Here is an 18,940-nt window from a genome sequence, read left to right as displayed (position 1 = left end):
CATGACATGGTTATCTCGGTTTATAGTATACCATAGCAAATATTGATTTGCAAAGACTTTTCCTACCTATTAGAACAGTGATAATTGGTTTTGATCCGGCAAATCTCCTAAACAACCTTGGCTATCTAAATACTCAATAATTGTTTTCGAAACCTTACTTCGTTGCTGTAAGTCTTCTTTTGATAAGAAGTCTCCATTTTTGCGCGCTTCCACAATACTTAAGGCTGCGTTCGTACCAAGACCAGGCACTGCATTAAACGGAGGGATTAATGAGTCGCCATCAATAATAAATTCCGTTGCATGCGAACGGTATAAATCAACCTTTTGGAATGAGTATCCACGCTCACACATTTCAAGTGTCATTTCTAGTACCGTTAATAAACTCTTCTCTTTCGGCGCAGCATCGAGTCCCTTTTGAGCAATTTCATCAATTCTTGCACGTATAGATGCTGAACCTTTCGCCATCGCCTCTACATCAAAATCATCTGCACGGACTGTAAAATATGCCGCATAGAATAAAAGTGCAAAATGTACTTTAAAGTATGCGATACGCACAGCCATAAGTACGTAAGCAGCTGCATGGGCTTTAGGGAACATATATTTAATCTTCTTACATGAATCAATATACCAACCTGGTACATTATTACCTTTCATGTCATCTTCCCATTCTTCCGGTACACCTTTACCTTTACGAACCGACTCCATGATTTTGAAGGCTAATGATGGATCTAAACCTTGATAGATTAAATATACCATGATGTCATCACGACAACCGATAACTTCACTCAGCGTACATGTACCGTTATAAATTAACTCATTTGCATTACCCAGCCATACGTCAGTACCATGTGACAGCCCAGAAATTTGGACCAATTCTGAGAATGTCGTTGGTTTTGTCTCTTCTAACATCTGTCTTACGAATTTCGTACCGAATTCTGGGATACCAAGTGTACCTGTTTTACAGTTAATTTGTTCTTCCGTTACCCCTAACGTTTCTGGACCAGAGAAAATTTTCATTACCTCTGGATCATCCGTTGGGATTGTTTTCGGATCAATACCACTTAAATCTTGTAACATACGAATAACGGTCGGATCATCGTGTCCTAGTATATCAAGTTTCAATAAATTATCATGAATCGAGTGGAAGTCAAAATGCGTTGTTCTCCACTCAGCACCAATTGAATCAGCAGGAAACTGTATTGGGGAGAAATCAAAGATATCCATGTAATCTGGCACAACGATAATACCACCTGGATGCTGTCCAGTTGTACGTTTTACCCCTGTACATCCCGCTACTAAGCGGTCAATCTCTGCATTCCGAATTGTTAAATTGTGATCATTTGCATAACCTTTTACATATCCATAAGCTGTTTTTTCCGCAACTGTACCAATCGTTCCAGCACGGTATACATAATCTTCACCGAACAGTACTTTCGTATAGTTATGTGCACGTGGTTGGTATTCCCCGGAGAAGTTCAAATCGATATCAGGTACCTTATCTCCTTTGAATCCAAGGAACGTTTCGAATGGGATATCATGTCCATCTTTTACATATGCCACATTACATGTCGGACAATCTTTATCTGGTAAGTCGAAACCAGAGCCTACCGAACCATCATTAAAGAATTCAGATTGCTTGCATTTTGGACAGACATAGTGTGGTGGTAATGGGTTTACTTCTGTAATTTCCATCATCGTTGCAACGAACGATGAACCTACTGAACCACGCGAACCTACTAGATATCCGTCGACTAACGATTTTTTCACAAGCTTATGTGAGATTAAATAAATAACGGCAAATCCATGTCCAATAATACTTTTCAATTCTTTTTCTAAGCGAGCCTCTACAATTTCTGGTAGTTCTTCACCGTATATACTGCGTGCCATTTTATAACTCATATCACGTGTTTCATCATCGGCACCCTCAATTTTCGGTGTATATAGATCATCTTTTACCGGACGAACATCACCAATTAATGACGCAACTTTTTGTGTATTCGTTACAACAACTTCTTTCGCTTTGTCCTCACCTAAAAATGAAAAACACTCTAGCATTTCATCAGTTGTACGGAAATGTACTGGCGGTAATGAATGTCGATTTAACGGATTTGCCCCGCCCTGTGAACTAACTAAAATTTTACGATACATTGCATCTTCTGGATCTAAGTAATGCACGTTCCCTGTAGCGACAACTGGTTTATCTAACGTCTCACCTAGTTTTACTAAGTTAGAGATAATTGTTTTTAATTGTCCTTCATCTCGAACGAGTTCACGCTCTACTAAATGACGCAACACCTCTGGAGGCATTACTTCAATGTAATCATAGAACTGTGCAATTTCTTCTACCTCTTCAGGAGCTTTTTGCATCATTGCCTCAAATACTTCACCTTTATCACAAGCCGTTCCTACTAAAATTCCTTCACGGTATTTTTTTAATAGTGACCTCGGTACTCGTGGTACACGGTAAAAGTAATTAAGGTGAGAATATGAAACAAGTTTATATAAATTTTTCAACCCAACATCTGATGTGGCAAGTAACGTCATATGACTTGGACGGCCACGCTTATACGCATCCCCTTGTCCCATGCTATCATTTAATTGATCGTGATATTCAAATCCCTTTTCAATTACATCTTTCAACATTTTCACAAGTAAATATCCCGTCGCTTCTGTATCATAAATCGCACGGTGATGTTGCGTTAATTCAATATCAAGTTTTTTACACATCGTATTTAATCGATGATTTTTCATTTCTGGGAATAAGAATCGTGCAAGTTCTAACGTATCAATAACGGGGTTATTCGTTTTTTCTAACCCAGCCTTTTTAAAACCTACGTTAATAAAGCCCATATCAAAGCTTGCATTATGGGCAACAAGTGTATGGTCACCCATCCATTCCTCAAACTTTTTAAACACTTCGTCCACTTCTGGTGCATCAGTTAACATATCATCTGTAATACCTGTTAATTCAATAATCGTCGCTGATAATGGTTGATGTGGATTTGCGAAAGATTCAAAGCGATCAATGATTTCGCCACCCTTTACTTTTACGGCAGCCAACTCAATGACTGTGTCGTATACAGCTGATAAACCTGTCGTCTCAACATCGAAAACAACATACGTTTCCTCCGCAAGTAAACGATGCGCCTCGTTATACGCTATCGGTACACCATCATTAACTAAATTCGCTTCTACACCGTATATAACTTTAACTCCAGCTTTTTTCCCCGCAGAATATGCCTCCGGGAACGACTGAGCCACAGCATGGTCTGTAACCGCAATAGCTTCATGTCCCCATTTACCAGCTTGGGCAACAAGCCTAGAAACAGGAGTAACAGCATCCATTTGGCTCATCGGAGTGTGAAGATGAAGTTCTACACGCTTTTCGCCTTCTGGCGCTTTATCTTTACGAGACGGCCCTGTTATTTCATTAATATCATTTGCAATCATTACTAAATCTCGAACGAATGTATCGTTTTGAACAGAACCACGCGCTTTCACCCACATTCCTTTTTTCAAGGATTGCAGCATTGGAATATCTTCTTTGTCACGCGAGAACATTTTGATCATAATAGAATCCGTATAATCCGTTATTTTTAAAGTTAATAACGTACGCCCACTACGAAGCTCTTTTGTTTCTACATGGAAGACATATCCTTGAACCGTTTTTCTTCTTTCTTCATCTTGAATTTCTCGCATCGGTGTAATCTCTTCATCCGGCTTAATAAGATACCCGAGTGTAATCGGCCCTTCATGCACAACGCTGCTTTCTTCAGCTTGCTTCTTCGCCATTTCTTCCATAGCTTGTATAACACGCTCGCGGTCTTCTTGCTGAGTTTGCTCACGAAACTTTTGCATTTCTTCTGCATTTTGCTGTATATGTGTGTCTAACTGGAAACGCGGGAATCCAAAAGCTTCGTATTGATCCCCCACTGGTTTCGCAACGTTTTTCTTTAAAGCAGTAGACTCCAGCTCATTATTTACATTTATTAACAACTTTACTCCATTCACCTGCGGAAGTTGCTTCTTTAAGTACGCGAACATGGGTGAAAATGTAATTCGTTCCGTACAAAGTGGCCAATACGCCCTTACTTCTTCTTCTGTAAATTGTTTATTCTCTGTTTCTAATGCAAATGTTGTTCTTGCAATATGAGAAAATGATTGCTTAAGCTTTGTTTCTAGCAATTCATATAATTCTGTAGGCAAAATACGTGGCACTTGTAAATCAAAATGCCAACTTTTATTCGCTTTATCAATAACGAGCCTTTCAATACCACCGCCTTGTAAATATTGATTTATAAGGTCGTCTGGTATTTGCAACTGCTGGAGCAAAATTTGAAATCGCTCTTGTTGTTCATTTGTTAAAGACATAAGCACTCTCCTTCCATTTGCTATTATAAATTGAAACGTACTACAAAGAAAGATTTCTTCCTTCTTCTTTTACAAAATACGTTTACAAAGAAAGAGAAGGTACCCCATTACGAGGTACCTCTTCTTATTTTAAAATATTTGCAATATATGTTTGAAGTTCTTCTACTTTTACTTCTTCAGACTCACCTGTAGCACGTACTTTCACTTCTACAATACCTTCGTCTGCTTTTTTACCAACTGTAACGCGAACTGGAAGACCGAATAAATCTGCATCTGCAAACTTAACACCTGCACGTTCTGCACGATCGTCTAATAACACTTCATAGCCTTGTTCTTGTAATGAGTTGTAGATATTTTCACCCATTTCACGTTGTGCATCAGATTTCATATTTACTGGAATTACATGCACATGGAATGGTGCTACAGCTTTTGGCCAAACTAAGCCGTTCTCATCGTTAAACTGCTCTGCAATTGCTGCCACTGTACGAGATACACCGATACCGTAACAACCCATAATAAGTGGTTGTGTTTTTCCGTTTTCATCTAGGAATGTCGCGTTCATTGCTTCACTATAACGAGTTCCTAATTTGAATACATGACCAACTTCAATTCCGCGTGCGAAAAGAATTGTTCCGTTTCCATCTGGAGATTGGTCTCCTTCTTGAATGAAGCGTAAATCTGTATATTGACTTACTTTAAAGTCACGTTCTGGATTTACATTTACATAATGGAATCCTTCTTCGTTCGCTCCTGAACATCCGTTAACAATTGATGCTACAGCGTGATCAGCAATAATTTCAATATCACCTGTTACACCAATCGGCCCTAATGAACCAAGTTCACAATTTAATAATTCTTTTACTTCTTCATGAGAAGCAAGCTCAACAACTGAAGCGCCGTATACATTTTTCACTTTCACATCGTTTACTTCGTGATCACCACGAACAAGTACAACTACTAATTTCTCATCTACTTTAAATACCATAGACTTAATGCACTTGTCAGCTGCAATGTTTAAGAATGCAGATACTTCTCCAATTGCTTTTTGGTCTGGTGTTGCTACTTTTTCAAGAGCTTTTTCTGCTTCGTCACTCTTCGTATACGTATCTACAACAGGAGCCATTTCGATGTTTGCTGCATAATCAGATGTGTCAGAGTATGCAATTGTATCTTCACCAACATCAGATAATACCATAAATTCATGTGTATCTTTTCCGCCCATTGCTCCAGAATCAGCAATAACTGCACGGAAATTCAAGCCACAACGAGCAAAAATGTTAGAGTATGCTTTATATAAGCGATCGTATACTTCATCTAAGCTCTCTTGTGTAGCATGGAAAGAGTATGCATCTTTCATTAGAAACTCTCTTCCACGTAATAAACCGAAACGAGGTCTTTGCTCATCACGGAATTTTGTTTGAATTTGGTATAATGTTAACGGTAATTTTTTATATGATTTCACTTCATCACGCACAAGATCCGTAATTACTTCCTCATGTGTCGCTCCTAATGCGAATTCACGAGCGTTACGATCTTTCATACGCATTAATTCAGATCCGTATGAATACCAACGACCTGATTCTTGCCATAATTCTGCAGCTTGCATAGCTGGCATTAATAATTCTACAGCTCCTGCACGCTCCATTTCTTCTCGAACGATACGTTCTACTTTGTGTAATACTTTTAATCCAAATGGTAGAAAACTATAAATACCAGAAGCATTTTGACGCATAAAACCTGCGCGAAGTAATAATTGATGACTCTTAATTTCAGCATCAGCTGGAACTTCACGTAATGTAGGACTGAATACCATACTTTGTTTCATTTATTTGCACCTCTTCATTTTACTCTTACACGCAGTAAAACCCCTCACCTCGAATTAGGTGAGGGATTTTATTCTACGAGCTCTATTTCATTCTATTTTACAAGAAAAACTTACGAATGTCATTCCATGTTACAACTAACATTAATAACATTAATAATGCAAAACCAATAAAATGAACCATTCCTTCTTTTTGACGGTCAATTGGTTTCCCTCGTAACGCTTCAATTAAGAAGAAGAATAAACGGCCACCATCTAAAGCAGGAACTGGTAATAAATTAAATAAACCAAGATTAATGCTTAGAACTGCCGCTAAACTTAGTACACGCGTAAATCCATAATCTACAACTTGATCTGTTAGATTATAAATTCCTACTGGACCTGACAACTCATTAATAGAAAATTGACCAGTTACTAATTTCACAAGAGATTCAAAAATTAGTTTCGTCCATTGGTACGTTTGTTCAAATCCTGATTTAATAGAACCCATTACTGTTTTCTCTACAGGAGAATAAACACCAATTCTACCAACTTCGTCTTTTCCTTCTTTATCAAGTGTTGGCGTTACTTTCACATTAAACTGTTCATTATCACGCTTTACTTGTAACGTAATTTCTTTATTCGGGTTTTCACGTACAATAGTAACAACATCTTTCCATGTACTTGTGTTTTTCCCATCAATCGCTTGAATTGTATCATTCTCTTTCAGGCCAGCTTGCTGTGCTGCACTATTATCCATCACTTTTCCGACCATTGGTTTGTCAATAGGAACCCCTTGTACAAATCCAAGAATCACAAAAATAACAAATGCTAAAATGAAGTTCATTGCAGGACCCGCAAAGATTGTTAAAGCGCGTTGACCCAATTTTTTAGAGCCAAATTGCCTGTTATATGGAGCAATTTGAATTTCTTCTCCAGCAGTAATGATGCGAGCCTTTTCATTCACTCGGAATGTTTGAAGCTCTTCCTCATACTCTTCATAGCCTGAAATCGTTAGATTATGCTCTAAATCAGCTTGTTCGACTTCAATAACACGAACATTTGGATATTTTTCATATCCATCAAAAACTAATTTCACAGCTTCGTCTTTTTCATTTAGCACAAGGCCAACCTTTTTCCCTGGCTTTAACTCAACTGTGTCTGCATCCTCGCCAGCCATTCTTACATAGCCACCCAGAGGCAGTAATCGAATCGTATACACCGTTTCATTCTTTTCAAATGAGAATATTTTCGGACCAAAACCAATCGCAAACTCGCGGCATAAAATGCCTGCTCTTTTCGCGAAGTATAGATGCCCTAGCTCATGGAAAAATACGAGTGCACCGAAAATTAATATAAAGGCAATCGCTGTATTCAATTCCATAACCACCTTTGCTAAATTTGTTCCATCACAAACCGTCTTGTGGCTGCATCAATTTCCAGAATTTCCTCTAAGCTCGGACGTGCAATGACATTGTGATGGTTCATTGCTTTTTCAATGAGGTCTTCCACTGTTAAGAAACCAATTCTCTTTTGTAAAAAAGCTTCAACAGCTACTTCATTCGCTGCGTTCATTACAGCTGGCATACTTCCACCAGCTTTTCCAGCTTCATACGCAAAACGTAAACAACGGAATCGTTTTTGGTCCATTTTCTCAAAATGCAACGTCCCTATTTCCCATAAGTTTAACTGTTTTGTGTCTGAAAGAGGCAATCTATCAGGATATGTAAGTGCGTATTGAATTGGTACTCGCATATCAGGTGAACCAAGCTGCGCCATTACACTACGATCTTCAAATTCAACCATAGAATGGATAATACTTTCTTTATGTAAAACAACATCGATTTGCTCATAAGGGATACCAAAAAGCCAATGTGCTTCAATTACTTCTAGTCCCTTATTCATCATTGTAGCAGAATCAATTGTAATTTTCGAACCCATTGACCAGTTTGGATGTCGAAGCGCATCTTCTACGGTCACATGATGCAATTCATCTCTCGTTTTATCACGGAAACTTCCACCAGAAGCCGTTATAATAAGACGAGAAATTCTTTTTTCATTTTCACCATTCAAGCATTGAAAAATAGCCGAATGTTCACTATCTACTGGAAGTAACGAAACATTATGTTTTCGCGCTGCTTCCATTACAAGATGTCCTGCAGTTACTAACGTTTCTTTATTTGCAATTCCAATTGTTTTTTTCGCCTCAATCGCACGAAGTGTCGGTAACAACCCTACGCTACCTACAACAGCATTTACTACAATCTCCGCATCTGGATGTAATGCTACTTCTAAAAGTCCTTCACTACCATATACAATTTTTGTATTACCAGAAACAGTTTGTAATTTTAAAACATCTTCCTCTCTTTGCACAGAGACGATTTGCGGAGAAAATTCTTGAATTACCTTTACTGCGTAGTCAATATTCTTCCCTACAGAAAAAGCAACGAGACGGAATTGGTCTGGGTGCGAGCGTAATACATCTAAAGTTTGTGTACCAATCGATCCGCTTGCACCTAATAAACTAATGTTTTTCATGACTCCAACCCCTCGTTCATTTATTAATTGTATTGTAATAAGAAGTAGAGAATTGGTAAAACGAATAACCAACTATCTGTTCGATCTAATATACCACCATGCCCAGGTAAAATTGTACCTGAATCCTTTACGCCATAATGACGTTTAAAAGCAGATTGTACTAAATCACCAATTTGTCCAAAAATAGAAATGATAATTGTCAGCACAATTAAAATTACTACATTCGATTCGACTGGGAAGAACACGTTGTAAACAAGTGCCACAATAATTCCACAAACGATGCCGCCTAATGAACCTTCAATCGTTTTATTTGGACTAATTTCTGGCCACAATTTTCTCTTGCCTAATGCTTTTCCTACGAAATATGCGCCTGAATCAGTAGCCCATATAACAAATAATGCACAAAACACATATTTAATTCCTAATATTCTCGTTTCATTTAAATATAAGAATCCCATTGCCACATATGTCGTTGCCATTAGTAAAAATGAAGCATTATCAAAAGTAAATGTATTCTTAGAAAGGACTGTATATGATAAAAGTAATAAAACAATCACAAATGTGATTTCCAATTTACCTAATCCAATCCATGTAAACAGTTCTGATGCACTACTTGGAATTAAAAGAATCCACAATAATACTGCAGCTAAAACTGTCGGTACTGAAATAAGCGTAAGCTTATTCATACGAATTAATTCATATAAACCTATAGAAGCAAGTGCATACACTAAAACCGTAAAAGGCACGCCACCGTATATTACGATGGGAATGAATAGCGCGGCAGCAACCACTCCAGTAATAATTCTCTGTTTCACTACCAAACCCTCTCTTTCTACACGCCTCCGAATCTGCGCCCTCTATGTTGAAAGTCAGTAATCGCATTTAGCAAATGTTCTTCTTTGAAGTCTGGCCAATACACATCCGTAAACCAAAACTCCGAATATGCAATTTGCCATAACATGAAATTACTAATACGTAGCTCTCCGCTTGTTCGGATTAACAACTCTGGATCGGGTAAAGAACTCGTCATTAAGTAGGAGGAAAGCATTTCTTCACTTACCTCTTCAGAACGAATTTTTCCTTCCTCATTATCTTTCATCATATGTTGCACAGCAGAAACGATTTCATCTCGACTTCCATAGTTTAACGCGAAATTAAGAATTAATCCCGTATTCTCTTTCGTATCTTCCATGGCTTTCTCCATCGCTCTGCGTGTATGCGTAGGAAGACGATCTTTTTGCCCTATTACTCGGACTTGTACGTTTTCTTCAATCAATTCTGGTAAAAATGTACCTAGAAATTCTTCTGGAAGCTTCATTAAATAATCAACTTCCTTTTTCGGTCTTTTCCAGTTCTCAGTTGAAAAAGCATAAAGAGTTAACACTTTCACATTAAGTTTACTTGCAAATTTTGTAATTTTCTTTACAACTTGCATACCTTCATGATGTCCCGCAATACGAGGCATTGCTCTCCTCTTTGCCCATCTTCCATTCCCATCCATAATGATGGCAATATGTTCTGGGATATATCCTTTTTTCACTTCTTCAACGAGATGATCAAACGATGTGTCCTTTTTACCTTTAAAAAAAGGAAAGTTTTTAAACATCATTCATACCCTCCAACAAGCAGACGTATGCCTAAAAGTGTAAAAAGACCCCCTTAAGAAGAGGGTCATATTTGCGAAGTTATCGCTATTACACTTCCATGATTTCTTTTTCTTTGTTTTTTGCGATTTCGTCAACTTTTGCAATATATTTATCTGTTTCTTTTTGGATATCTTCAGTATATCCTCTTAAATCATCTTCTGTAATCTCGCCAGCTTTTTCAAGCTTCTTAAGATCATCATTTCCGTCACGACGTACGTTACGAACAGCTACTTTTGCTTCTTCAGCATATTTTTTCACAACTTTAACAAGATCACGACGACGCTCTTCTGTTAATGCAGGGAATGCAATACGAATTACAGTTCCATCATTAGAAGGGTTTAAGCCTAAATCTGCTTTTAAAATTGCTTTTTCGATATCACCGATAGAAGTTTTATCATAAGGTTGAATTACAAGTAAACGTGCTTCTGGAACTGTAATGTTCGCTAATTGCACAACTGGTGTTGGTGCACCATAGTAATCAACTTGTACCTTATCTAATACAGACGAGCTTGCACGACCAGCGCGAACTGTTGCTAATTCACGAGAATAAGCAGCAACTGCTTTTTCCATTTTTTCATTTGAAGACTTCAATACTTGTTGTCCCATATTTATTTCCCCCTTACAACTGTTCCAATATTTTCGCCTAAAACGGCACGTTTAATATTACCTTTTTCCATAACTGAGAATACAATTAATGGAATATCATTATCCATACATAGAGAAGAAGCTGTAGAATCCATTACACCTAAACCTTCTTTTAATACATCTAAGTAAGTAAGCGTTTCGTATTTCGTAGCTGTTGGGTCAATAGATGGATCTGCGCTATATACGCCATCCACATTATTTTTTGCCATTAAAATAACGTCTGCTTCGATTTCCGCTGCACGTAATGCTGCTGTTGTATCTGTAGAGAAGTATGGATTACCTGTACCTGCTGCAAAGATAACAACACGTTTTTTCTCTAAGTGACGAACTGCTTTACGGCGAATGTAAGGCTCTGCCACTTGACGCATCTCAATTGAAGTTTGTACACGAGTTTGGATTCCAATATTCTCCAAGCTATCTTGAAGAGCTAATGAATTCATAACTGTAGCTAACATGCCCATGTAATCTGCTCCTGCACGATCCATGCCCATTTCACTTCCAATTTTCCCACGCCAAATGTTACCGCCACCAACAACAACAGCAACCTCTACATCAAGTTCTGCAATTTCTTTTACTTGTTCTGCAACTGACTTAATAACAGTTGGATTAATTCCAAATCCTTGCTCTCCAGCTAAAGCTTCTCCACTTAGCTTTAAAACGACACGATTATATTTCGGTTTACTCATAATGAACCTCCAATTGCTTACATCTTTATTTTAAAAAAGGGAACACAATGTGTTCCCTAATCTGTATTAGTTACTACCTTTTACTTGGTTCATTACTTCTTCAGCAAAGTTGTCTTCGCGTTTTTCGATACCTTCACCAACAGCGTAGCGAACGAATCCTTTTAATGTTCCGCCTTTAGACTCAACGAACTGACGAACTTTCATATCAGGGTTTTTAACGAATGCTTGGTCAAGTAAGCAAATCTCTTCGAAGAATTTGCCTAGACGGCCTTCAACCATTTTAGCAACGATTTTTTCAGGCTTGCCTTCGTTTAATGCTTGTTGTGTTAATACTTGACGCTCATGCTCAACTTCTTCAGCTGTTACAGCATCGCGGTCGATGTATTTAGGGTTAACTGCAGCGATGTGCATTGCAACATCTTTAGCAGCAGCTTCATCAGTAGAACCTTCAAGAACTGTTAATACACCAATGCGTCCACCCATGTGTAGATAAGCGCCGAATGCATCTGCATCAGTTTTTGATACGATTTCGAAACGACGAAGTGTAAGTTTTTCACCAATTTTAGCGATTGCTTCGTTGATGTGCTCTTCAACGTTTTTACCGTTTTCCATTGTTTGAGCCATAGCTTCTTCAACGTTAGCTGGTTTGTTAGTTAATAAGTGAGCAGCTAATTCTTTAATTAGTGCTTGGAAACCTTCGTTTTTCGCAACGAAATCAGTTTCAGAGTTTAATTCTAAGATTAAAGCGTCGTTACCGTTTGTTTCGATGAAAGTTAAACCTTCAGCAGCAATGCGGTCTGCTTTTTTAGCAGCTTTCGCAATACCTTTTTCGCGTAAGAAGTCAATTGCCTTCTCCATGTCGCCGTTAGTTTCTGTTAAAGCTTTTTTGCAGTCCATCATACCTGCGCCAGTTTTTTCACGTAATTCTTTTACCATTTGAGCAGTGATTGCCATATTTTTCATCCTCCTAAAATATGTATTTATACCTTTTATAAAGGTGTTTATACCTTAAAAAAGGTGATAAAAGGCCGAACCCCTTATCACCTTTCCAACTTTGTTACGCAGTAACAGTTTCTTCACCTTGTTTTGCTTCAAGGATCGCGTCTGCCATTTTAGATGTAAGAAGTTTTACAGCACGAATTGCATCATCGTTTGCTGGGATAACGTGATCGATTTCGTCTGGATCACAGTTTGTATCAACGATACCGATGATTGGAATGTGTAATTTGCGTGCTTCAGCAACTGCAATACGCTCTTTACGAGGGTCTACTACGAATAATGCACTTGGAAGACCTTTCATATCTTTAATACCGCCTAAGAATTTCTCAAGACGCTCTAACTCTTTTTTAAGTTGAACAACTTCTTTCTTAGGAAGTACTTCGAAAGTACCATCTTCTTGCATTCTTTCGATGTCTTTAAGACGCTTGATACGCTTTTGGATTGTTTGGAAGTTTGTTAAAGTTCCACCTAACCAACGTTGGTTAACGAAGTACATACCAGCACGAGTTGCTTCTTCTTTAATAGCTTCTTGTGCTTGTTTTTTAGTACCTACGAATAAGATGTCTCCACCTTCAGCAGCGATGTCGCGCATCGTTCTGTAAGCTTCCTCAACTTTTTTCACAGTTTTTTGTAAGTCGATGATGTAGATACCGTTACGCTCTGTGAAAATGTAACGCTTCATTTTTGGGTTCCAACGACGAGTTTGATGTCCGAAATGAACACCAGCTTCAAGCAATTGCTTCATAGAAATTACTGACATAATATAGTTCCTCCTAAATGGTTTTTGATATCCTCCGTTTACTTCATCTCTAAGCGAAACTACAAACGTAGCACCAACACTTAAATCAGTAAACGTGTGTACTTTGTACTGACACCACTGCTTACTATATCATACTGAAATATTACAATCAAGTCGAAAATGCGAACAATGTAAAACTTTCTTTGTTCATACTCGAATTCTAGTATTACCAACCTTCATTTCTTTTAAGCAAAAAAGTAAAACACAATTAATAGTTTTCCCAGAAAACACGCTTATGGCACTTTTCACAAGCGCCATCAATCCATTGCACAAAAAAACTCTCCTCGATCGAGGAGAGTTTTTTATAAATTAGTTTGTTTTTAATTTAGCAAGTTCCTGTAGAAACTTGTCGTTTAGCACTTTAATGTATGTTCCTTTCATACCTAAAGAGCGAGACTCAATTACACCAGCACTTTCTAATTTACGTAGTGCATTTACGATTACAGAACGAGTAATTCCTACACGATCAGCAATTTTACTTGCAACAAGTAAACCTTCTGTTCCATTTAATTCTTCGAAGATATGCTCAATTGCTTCTAACTCACTGTAAGATAATGAGCTGATCGCCATTTGAACAACAGCTTTACTACGTGCTTCCTCTTCGATTTCTTCTGCTTTTTCACGTAAGATTTCCATGCCTACAACAGTTGAGCTGTACTCAGCAAGGATTAAATCGTCATCTAAGAACTCTTGACCAAGACGAGCTAATACTAAAGTACCTAGACGCTCACCACCACCAACGATTGGTACGATTGTAGTTAAACCTTGACCAAATAATTCTCTGTTTTCTACCGGGAATGCTGTGTAAGCACTGTTCACATCTAAGTTTGAAGATGTTTCTGTAATGTTGAATAAGCTTTGTGTATATTCTTCTGGGAATTGACGTTCTGCAAGCATTTGCTTCATGCGTTCGTTTTCGATTTGTTGGTGAATTGCATAACCTAGTAATTTACCACGACGACTAACTACGAATACGTTTGCTTCGATTACTTCACACATTGTGTCAGACATTTCTCTAAAGTTTACAGGCTTCCCTGCTGCGCTCTGTAATAACGCATTTAATTTTCTTGTTTTTGCTAATAATTCCATTTCAAAAGTTCCTCCTACATGTTACTCACATATTTTTTCATCACTTGGAAACTAGGGCGAGTCACCTGATGACACTATTACAAAATAAACTGGCTCACATCTTTATTTTTAGCAATTGTTGCTAATTTCTCCTCAACGTATTGAGGGGTTATCGTTATTTTCTCTAACGTAATTTCAGATGCTTCAAACGATAAATCTTCAAGGAGCTTCTCCATAATCGTATGAAGTCTTCTTGCTCCAATATTATCTGTATCCTGATTAACTTGATAAGCAATCTCAGCAATCTTACGAATAGCTTCGTCTGAAAATTCAATTTCTATACCTTCAGTCGCTAATAATGCCATATATTGTTTAATTAACGCATTGTCAGGCTCGATTAATATTTTAACAAAATCGTCTGTCGATAATTTTGTTAATTCTACTCGAATCGGAAATCTCCCTTGCAATTCCGGAATTAAATCCGACGGTTTAGACATATGGAACGCTCCAGCTGCAACGAATAAAATATAATCCGTTTTTACTGATCCGTATTTTGTCGCAACATTCGACCCTTCTACAATTGGCAAAATGTCACGTTGCACACCTTCACGTGATACATCTACGCTATTCGACTGCTTACCAGCAATTTTGTCAATTTCATCGATAAAAATAATCCCGAGCTGTTCAGCACGATAAACAGCCTCTTGTGTAACTTCATCCATATCAATTAAGCGCTGTGCCTCTTCATTTGTCAAGAGTTTTCTTGCTTCTTTTACAGAAAGTTTACGTTTTTTTGTTTTTTTCGGCATAAAACTCCCTAACGCATCTTGGAAATTCATTCCCATTTGCTCCATGCCAGTTCCTTGTAACATATCAAACATTGACGACTGTTGCTCAGTCACTTCAATCGATACAATCTCTTCTTCAAGAAGCCCTGCAGCAAGCTTTCTCTCCACATCTTGACGTTTCTTTTCGATTTCACCATCTTCTTGTGTATCAGACGTTTGACTCGAATTTTGAGCGCCCCCAAAAAGCATCTCTAATGGATTTTTAAATCCAGATTGCTTCTCCGGACTCGGTACTAAAATTTCAACAAGACGTTGATTCGCTTGCTCTTCTGCTTTATCTTGAACTTTCACTACCATTTCTTCTTTTACGATACGAACCGATGTTTCCACAAGGTCACGTACCATCGACTCTACATCTCTACCCACATATCCAACTTCTGTGAATTTTGTAGCCTCAACCTTAATAAAAGGTGCTCCAACGAGTTTCGCCATTCGTCGTGCTACCTCTGTTTTCCCAACACCTGTCGGTCCAATCATCAAAATGTTTTTAGGTGCTATTTCATCACGTAAATTTTCAGCTAATTTACTGCGACGGTATCGATTTCTCAACGCTACAGCAACCGCTTTCTTTGCGTCTTTTTGACCGATGATATATTGATCTAATTTTTCCACAATTTGGCGCGGAGTAAAATGTAAATGCATATAAAATGCCTCCCTTACGATTCTACAATTCTTCAACAATTATGTTGTGATTCGTATAAACACAAATATCACCAGCAATCTCTAAACTCGCTTTCGCAATTTGTTTCGCTGTTAAGTGTTCACTTGCATATTGCTTTAAAGCACGACCTGCAGAAAGCGCATAATTTCCACCAGATCCAATTGCTAAAATACCATCATCCGGTTCAATCACTTCTCCTGTACCTGAAACAAGAAGCATAGTTGTTTTATCCATGACAATGAGCATCGCTTCTAGTTGACGTAACATTTTATCGCCACGCCATTGTTTTGCCATTTCAACAGCAGCACGCTGCAAGTTGCCATTATACTCTTCTAATTTTCCTTCAAACATTTCAAAAAGAGTAAATGCATCAGCAACTGAACCTGCAAAACCAGCTAAAACTTTACCTTGGAAAAGTCTGCGAACTTTACGAGCTGTATGTTTCATTACAACAGCATTTCCCATTGTCACCTGACCATCTCCAGCCATTGCACATTCTCCATTATGATGAACTGCAAATATCGTTGTAGCGTGGAAATTCCCCATAGAAAAAACTCCTTTATTTGTTTTTATAGCTTTTAAAGCAATTTATGCCCGCGGGTGATGCTTCATGTAAACAGAACGCAATCTTTCTTTAGAGACATGCGTATAAATTTGTGTAGTCGACAAATTCTCATGACCTAATAGCTCCTGTACAGTACGTAAATCCGCCCCTTCATCTAACATGTGTGTAGCAAATGTATGCCTTAACATATGGGGACTTATCCGCATTGTCAGTGACGCCTTTTTAATGAGTTCATTTAAAACATAACGTACTCCACGACTTGTTAGCGGTGTACCTTTCGCATTTAAAAATACCATACGAGAGTCTTCGTCAGTCTTATTAACTAACTGTTTTCTCCCATTCTCTATATAAGTAATTAAAGAATCTTGCGCATAGCTTCCGAACGGAATATACCTTTGTTTTTTTCCTTTTCCCATTACTAAAATTGTTCCCACCGCAAAGTCAATATCGGTAAGTTGTAAATTGACACATTCACTCACACGGATTCCAGTCGCATACATCAACTCTAATAAAGCTTGATTCCTTTGACCTAATGGTGTTCCCGTGTCAGAAACTTCAAATAATTCCTCTAACTCTTCAGCATATAAAAACTTTGGGATTGACAATTCTTTTTTGGGGAGTGACGCAAGTGCAAACGGATTATCTTTTCGATAACCTTCACGCATCAAAAAACGATATAAACTTCGTAAGCTTGATACTTTTCTTGCGACAGATTTACGGGCTAACTTTTCATCGTGCAACGTCGTTAAGTACAAACGAACATCCGCGTATGTAACGTCTAAAAAAGAGGATATGCCTTCTCGCTCCATAAATTGCACAAAATGTTCTAAATCATTTTGATAACTTGCAATTGTATATTTTGAATAATTTCTTTCAATTTGTAAATATCCAACGAATAATTGTAACAATTTCTTCACATTCACACAACTCACCTCAATAAAGGCTACTAAATCGTATCACAACTTAGTAGCCTTTGCAAGAAATTTAACTAAATATTTACAAAATTTTGAATTGTTTCTAAAGCGCGTGTTGCGTATGCTTCATTTCGTTCCGCTTTCTTTTTGATCTTTTTCTCTAACGGTGCAAATAGACCGAAGTTCGCATTCATCGGTTGGAAGTTTTTAGCATTCGTTGCCGTAATGTAATTTGCCATGCTACCCATTGCAGTTACTGACGGTAATACAACTGGCTCTTCACCTTGCACAAGACGTGCAGCATTAATTCCCGCTAATAATCCTGATGCTGCTGATTCAACATATCCCTCTACTCCAGTCATTTGACCAGCGAAGAATAAATCATCACGTTGTTTATATTGATATGTTGGACGAAGCAAATTAGGTGAATTAATAAACGTATTACGATGCATTACACCATAACGTACAATCTCTGCATTTTCCAGTCCCGGAATTAACTGTAGCACTTCTTTTTGTGGTCCCCATTTTAAATGCGTTTGGAAACCTACGATATTGTATAAAGTTCCCGCTGCATCATCTTGACGCAACTGAACAACAGCATATGGCGTTTTTCCTGTTTTTGGATCTTCCAATCCAACAGGTTTCATAGGTCCAAATACTAGCGTCTGTCTCCCTCTACTTGCCATAACTTCTACTGGCATACAACCTTCAAAGAAAATTTCTTTTTCAAACTCTTTTAAAGGCACTGTCTCAGCAGCAATTAAAGCCTCATAAAAACGGTCAAACTCTTCTTCTGTCATTGGGCAATTTAAATATGCAGCTTCACCTTTGTCATAACGCGATTTTAAATATACTTTATTCATGTCAATGCTGTCTTTTTCTACGATTGGTGCTGCCGCATCGTAGAAATAGAAATAATCTTCACCTGTTAGTTCTTTTAATTGTGCAGCAAGATCAGGAGATGTAAGTGGACCTGTTGCAATAATTGTTGGTCCTTCTGGAATTTCAGTAAGCTCTTCGTTCACTACAGTTACATTCGGATGGTTTTTTACGTATTCTGTTACTTTAGCTGCGAACTCATGACGGTCTACAGCTAAAGCACCTCCAGCTGGTACAGAGCACTCGTCTGCCGCACGAATAATTACAGAATCCATTAAACGCATTTCCTCTTTAATAACTCCAACTGCATTTGTTAAAGTGTTTGCACGAAGTGAATTACTACATACTAATTCAGCAAATTTATCTGTGTGATGAGCTGGTGTTTGCCTTACCGGCCTCATTTCATATAATCTAACTTGGACACCACGTTTTGCAATTTGGTAAGCTGCTTCACTTCCTGCAAGACCTGCGCCAATGACGTTTACTACTTGTGTTGTCATTTATATCACCTTTCCTTTTC

Annotated in this window: 15 protein-coding genes; all 15 read right to left on the bottom strand. The window is 38.0% G+C overall.

Annotated elements, in window-relative coordinates; translation table 11 throughout:
• Nucleotides 1–69: 69 nt before the first annotated feature.
• On the bottom strand, nt 70–4,371 hold the full coding sequence (locus H6481_RS03110; RefSeq protein ID WP_023522838.1) for a PolC-type DNA polymerase III: 4,302 nt from the start codon (nt 4,369–4,371) through the stop codon (nt 70–72).
• Nucleotides 4,372–4,495: 124 nt separating this feature from the next.
• Complete coding sequence (locus tag H6481_RS03105; protein ID WP_182811014.1) at nt 4,496–6,196, bottom strand: proline--tRNA ligase; 1,701 nt, start codon at nt 6,194–6,196, stop codon at nt 4,496–4,498.
• Nucleotides 6,197–6,293: 97 nt separating this feature from the next.
• Nucleotides 6,294–7,550 carry an RIP metalloprotease RseP gene (gene rseP, locus H6481_RS03100; protein WP_001090233.1) on the bottom strand — a complete coding sequence of 419 codons (1,257 nt, stop codon included), beginning with the start codon at nt 7,548–7,550 and terminating at the stop codon, nt 6,294–6,296.
• Between the two features lie 17 nt (nt 7,551–7,567).
• Complete coding sequence (gene dxr, locus H6481_RS03095; protein WP_023522840.1) at nt 7,568–8,710, bottom strand: 1-deoxy-D-xylulose-5-phosphate reductoisomerase; 1,143 nt, start codon at nt 8,708–8,710, stop codon at nt 7,568–7,570.
• A gap of 23 nt (nt 8,711–8,733) precedes the next feature.
• A complete protein-coding gene (gene cdsA, locus H6481_RS03090; protein WP_000813592.1) occupies nt 8,734–9,525 on the bottom strand; it encodes a phosphatidate cytidylyltransferase in 792 nt (263 codons plus the stop codon).
• Between the two features lie 17 nt (nt 9,526–9,542).
• Entirely contained in the window at nt 9,543–10,319 is a 777-nt protein-coding gene (gene uppS / locus H6481_RS03085) for an isoprenyl transferase (protein WP_000971296.1), read from the bottom strand.
• 85 nt (nt 10,320–10,404) lie between these two features.
• Nucleotides 10,405–10,962, bottom strand: coding sequence for a ribosome recycling factor (gene frr / locus H6481_RS03080; protein ID WP_000531505.1), 558 nt, complete (start codon nt 10,960–10,962; stop codon nt 10,405–10,407).
• A 2-nt stretch (nt 10,963–10,964) separates the two neighbouring features.
• The gene (pyrH, locus tag H6481_RS03075) at nt 10,965–11,687 is read right to left on the bottom strand and encodes a UMP kinase (protein ID WP_000042669.1); all 723 of its coding nucleotides are present in this window, start codon (nt 11,685–11,687) and stop codon (nt 10,965–10,967) included.
• 66 nt (nt 11,688–11,753) lie between these two features.
• Nucleotides 11,754–12,641, bottom strand: a complete 888-nt coding sequence (gene tsf, locus H6481_RS03070) for a translation elongation factor Ts (RefSeq protein WP_001018577.1) — start codon at nt 12,639–12,641, stop codon at nt 11,754–11,756.
• A 103-nt stretch (nt 12,642–12,744) separates the two neighbouring features.
• Nucleotides 12,745–13,446: a 30S ribosomal protein S2 gene (gene rpsB, locus H6481_RS03065; protein ID WP_000111485.1), complete on the bottom strand. Its 702-nt coding sequence runs from the start codon at nt 13,444–13,446 to the stop codon at nt 12,745–12,747.
• 348 nt (nt 13,447–13,794) lie between these two features.
• Nucleotides 13,795–14,574 carry a GTP-sensing pleiotropic transcriptional regulator CodY gene (gene codY, locus H6481_RS03060; RefSeq protein ID WP_000421290.1) on the bottom strand — a complete coding sequence of 260 codons (780 nt, stop codon included), beginning with the start codon at nt 14,572–14,574 and terminating at the stop codon, nt 13,795–13,797.
• 77 nt (nt 14,575–14,651) lie between these two features.
• A complete protein-coding gene (hslU, locus tag H6481_RS03055; RefSeq protein ID WP_000550085.1) occupies nt 14,652–16,043 on the bottom strand; it encodes an ATP-dependent protease ATPase subunit HslU in 1,392 nt (463 codons plus the stop codon).
• A gap of 22 nt (nt 16,044–16,065) precedes the next feature.
• On the bottom strand, nt 16,066–16,608 hold the full coding sequence (gene hslV, locus H6481_RS03050) for an ATP-dependent protease proteolytic subunit HslV (protein ID WP_000526274.1): 543 nt from the start codon (nt 16,606–16,608) through the stop codon (nt 16,066–16,068).
• Between the two features lie 42 nt (nt 16,609–16,650).
• Nucleotides 16,651–17,550, bottom strand: a complete 900-nt coding sequence (gene xerC / locus H6481_RS03045) for a tyrosine recombinase XerC (protein ID WP_001101245.1) — start codon at nt 17,548–17,550, stop codon at nt 16,651–16,653.
• Nucleotides 17,551–17,615: 65 nt separating this feature from the next.
• Nucleotides 17,616–18,920, bottom strand: a complete 1,305-nt coding sequence (trmFO, locus tag H6481_RS03040) for an FADH(2)-oxidizing methylenetetrahydrofolate--tRNA-(uracil(54)-C(5))-methyltransferase TrmFO (protein WP_000213006.1) — start codon at nt 18,918–18,920, stop codon at nt 17,616–17,618.
• Nucleotides 18,921–18,940 lie beyond the last annotated feature (20 nt).

The sequence above is a fragment of the Bacillus sp. ME78 genome (genome assembly GCF_903970865.1).
Lineage (GTDB): Bacteria > Bacillota > Bacilli > Bacillales > Bacillaceae_G > Bacillus_A > Bacillus_A cereus.
This window is presented reverse-complemented; position numbering and strand designations above follow the sequence as displayed.

Coding starts and splice junctions, on each gene's coding strand:
- H6481_RS03110 (WP_023522838.1), bottom strand. CDS start 4,371: ATGTCTTTAACAAATGAACAACAAGAGCGATTTCAAATTTTGCTCCAG.
- H6481_RS03105 (WP_182811014.1), bottom strand. CDS start 6,196: ATGAAACAAAGTATGGTATTCAGTCCTACATTACGTGAAGTTCCAGCT.
- dxr (WP_023522840.1), bottom strand. CDS start 8,710: ATGAAAAACATTAGTTTATTAGGTGCAAGCGGATCGATTGGTACACAA.
- uppS (WP_000971296.1), bottom strand. CDS start 10,319: ATGATGTTTAAAAACTTTCCTTTTTTTAAAGGTAAAAAGGACACATCG.
- frr (WP_000531505.1), bottom strand. CDS start 10,962: ATGGGACAACAAGTATTGAAGTCTTCAAATGAAAAAATGGAAAAAGCA.
- pyrH (WP_000042669.1), bottom strand. CDS start 11,687: ATGAGTAAACCGAAATATAATCGTGTCGTTTTAAAGCTAAGTGGAGAA.
- tsf (WP_001018577.1), bottom strand. CDS start 12,641: ATGGCAATCACTGCTCAAATGGTAAAAGAATTACGTGAAAAAACTGGC.
- rpsB (WP_000111485.1), bottom strand. CDS start 13,446: ATGTCAGTAATTTCTATGAAGCAATTGCTTGAAGCTGGTGTTCATTTC.
- codY (WP_000421290.1), bottom strand. CDS start 14,574: ATGGAATTATTAGCAAAAACAAGAAAATTAAATGCGTTATTACAGAGC.
- hslU (WP_000550085.1), bottom strand. CDS start 16,043: ATGCATTTACATTTTACTCCGCGCCAAATTGTGGAAAAATTAGATCAA.
- hslV (WP_000526274.1), bottom strand. CDS start 16,608: ATGGGGAATTTCCACGCTACAACGATATTTGCAGTTCATCATAATGGA.
- trmFO (WP_000213006.1), bottom strand. CDS start 18,920: ATGACAACACAAGTAGTAAACGTCATTGGCGCAGGTCTTGCAGGAAGT.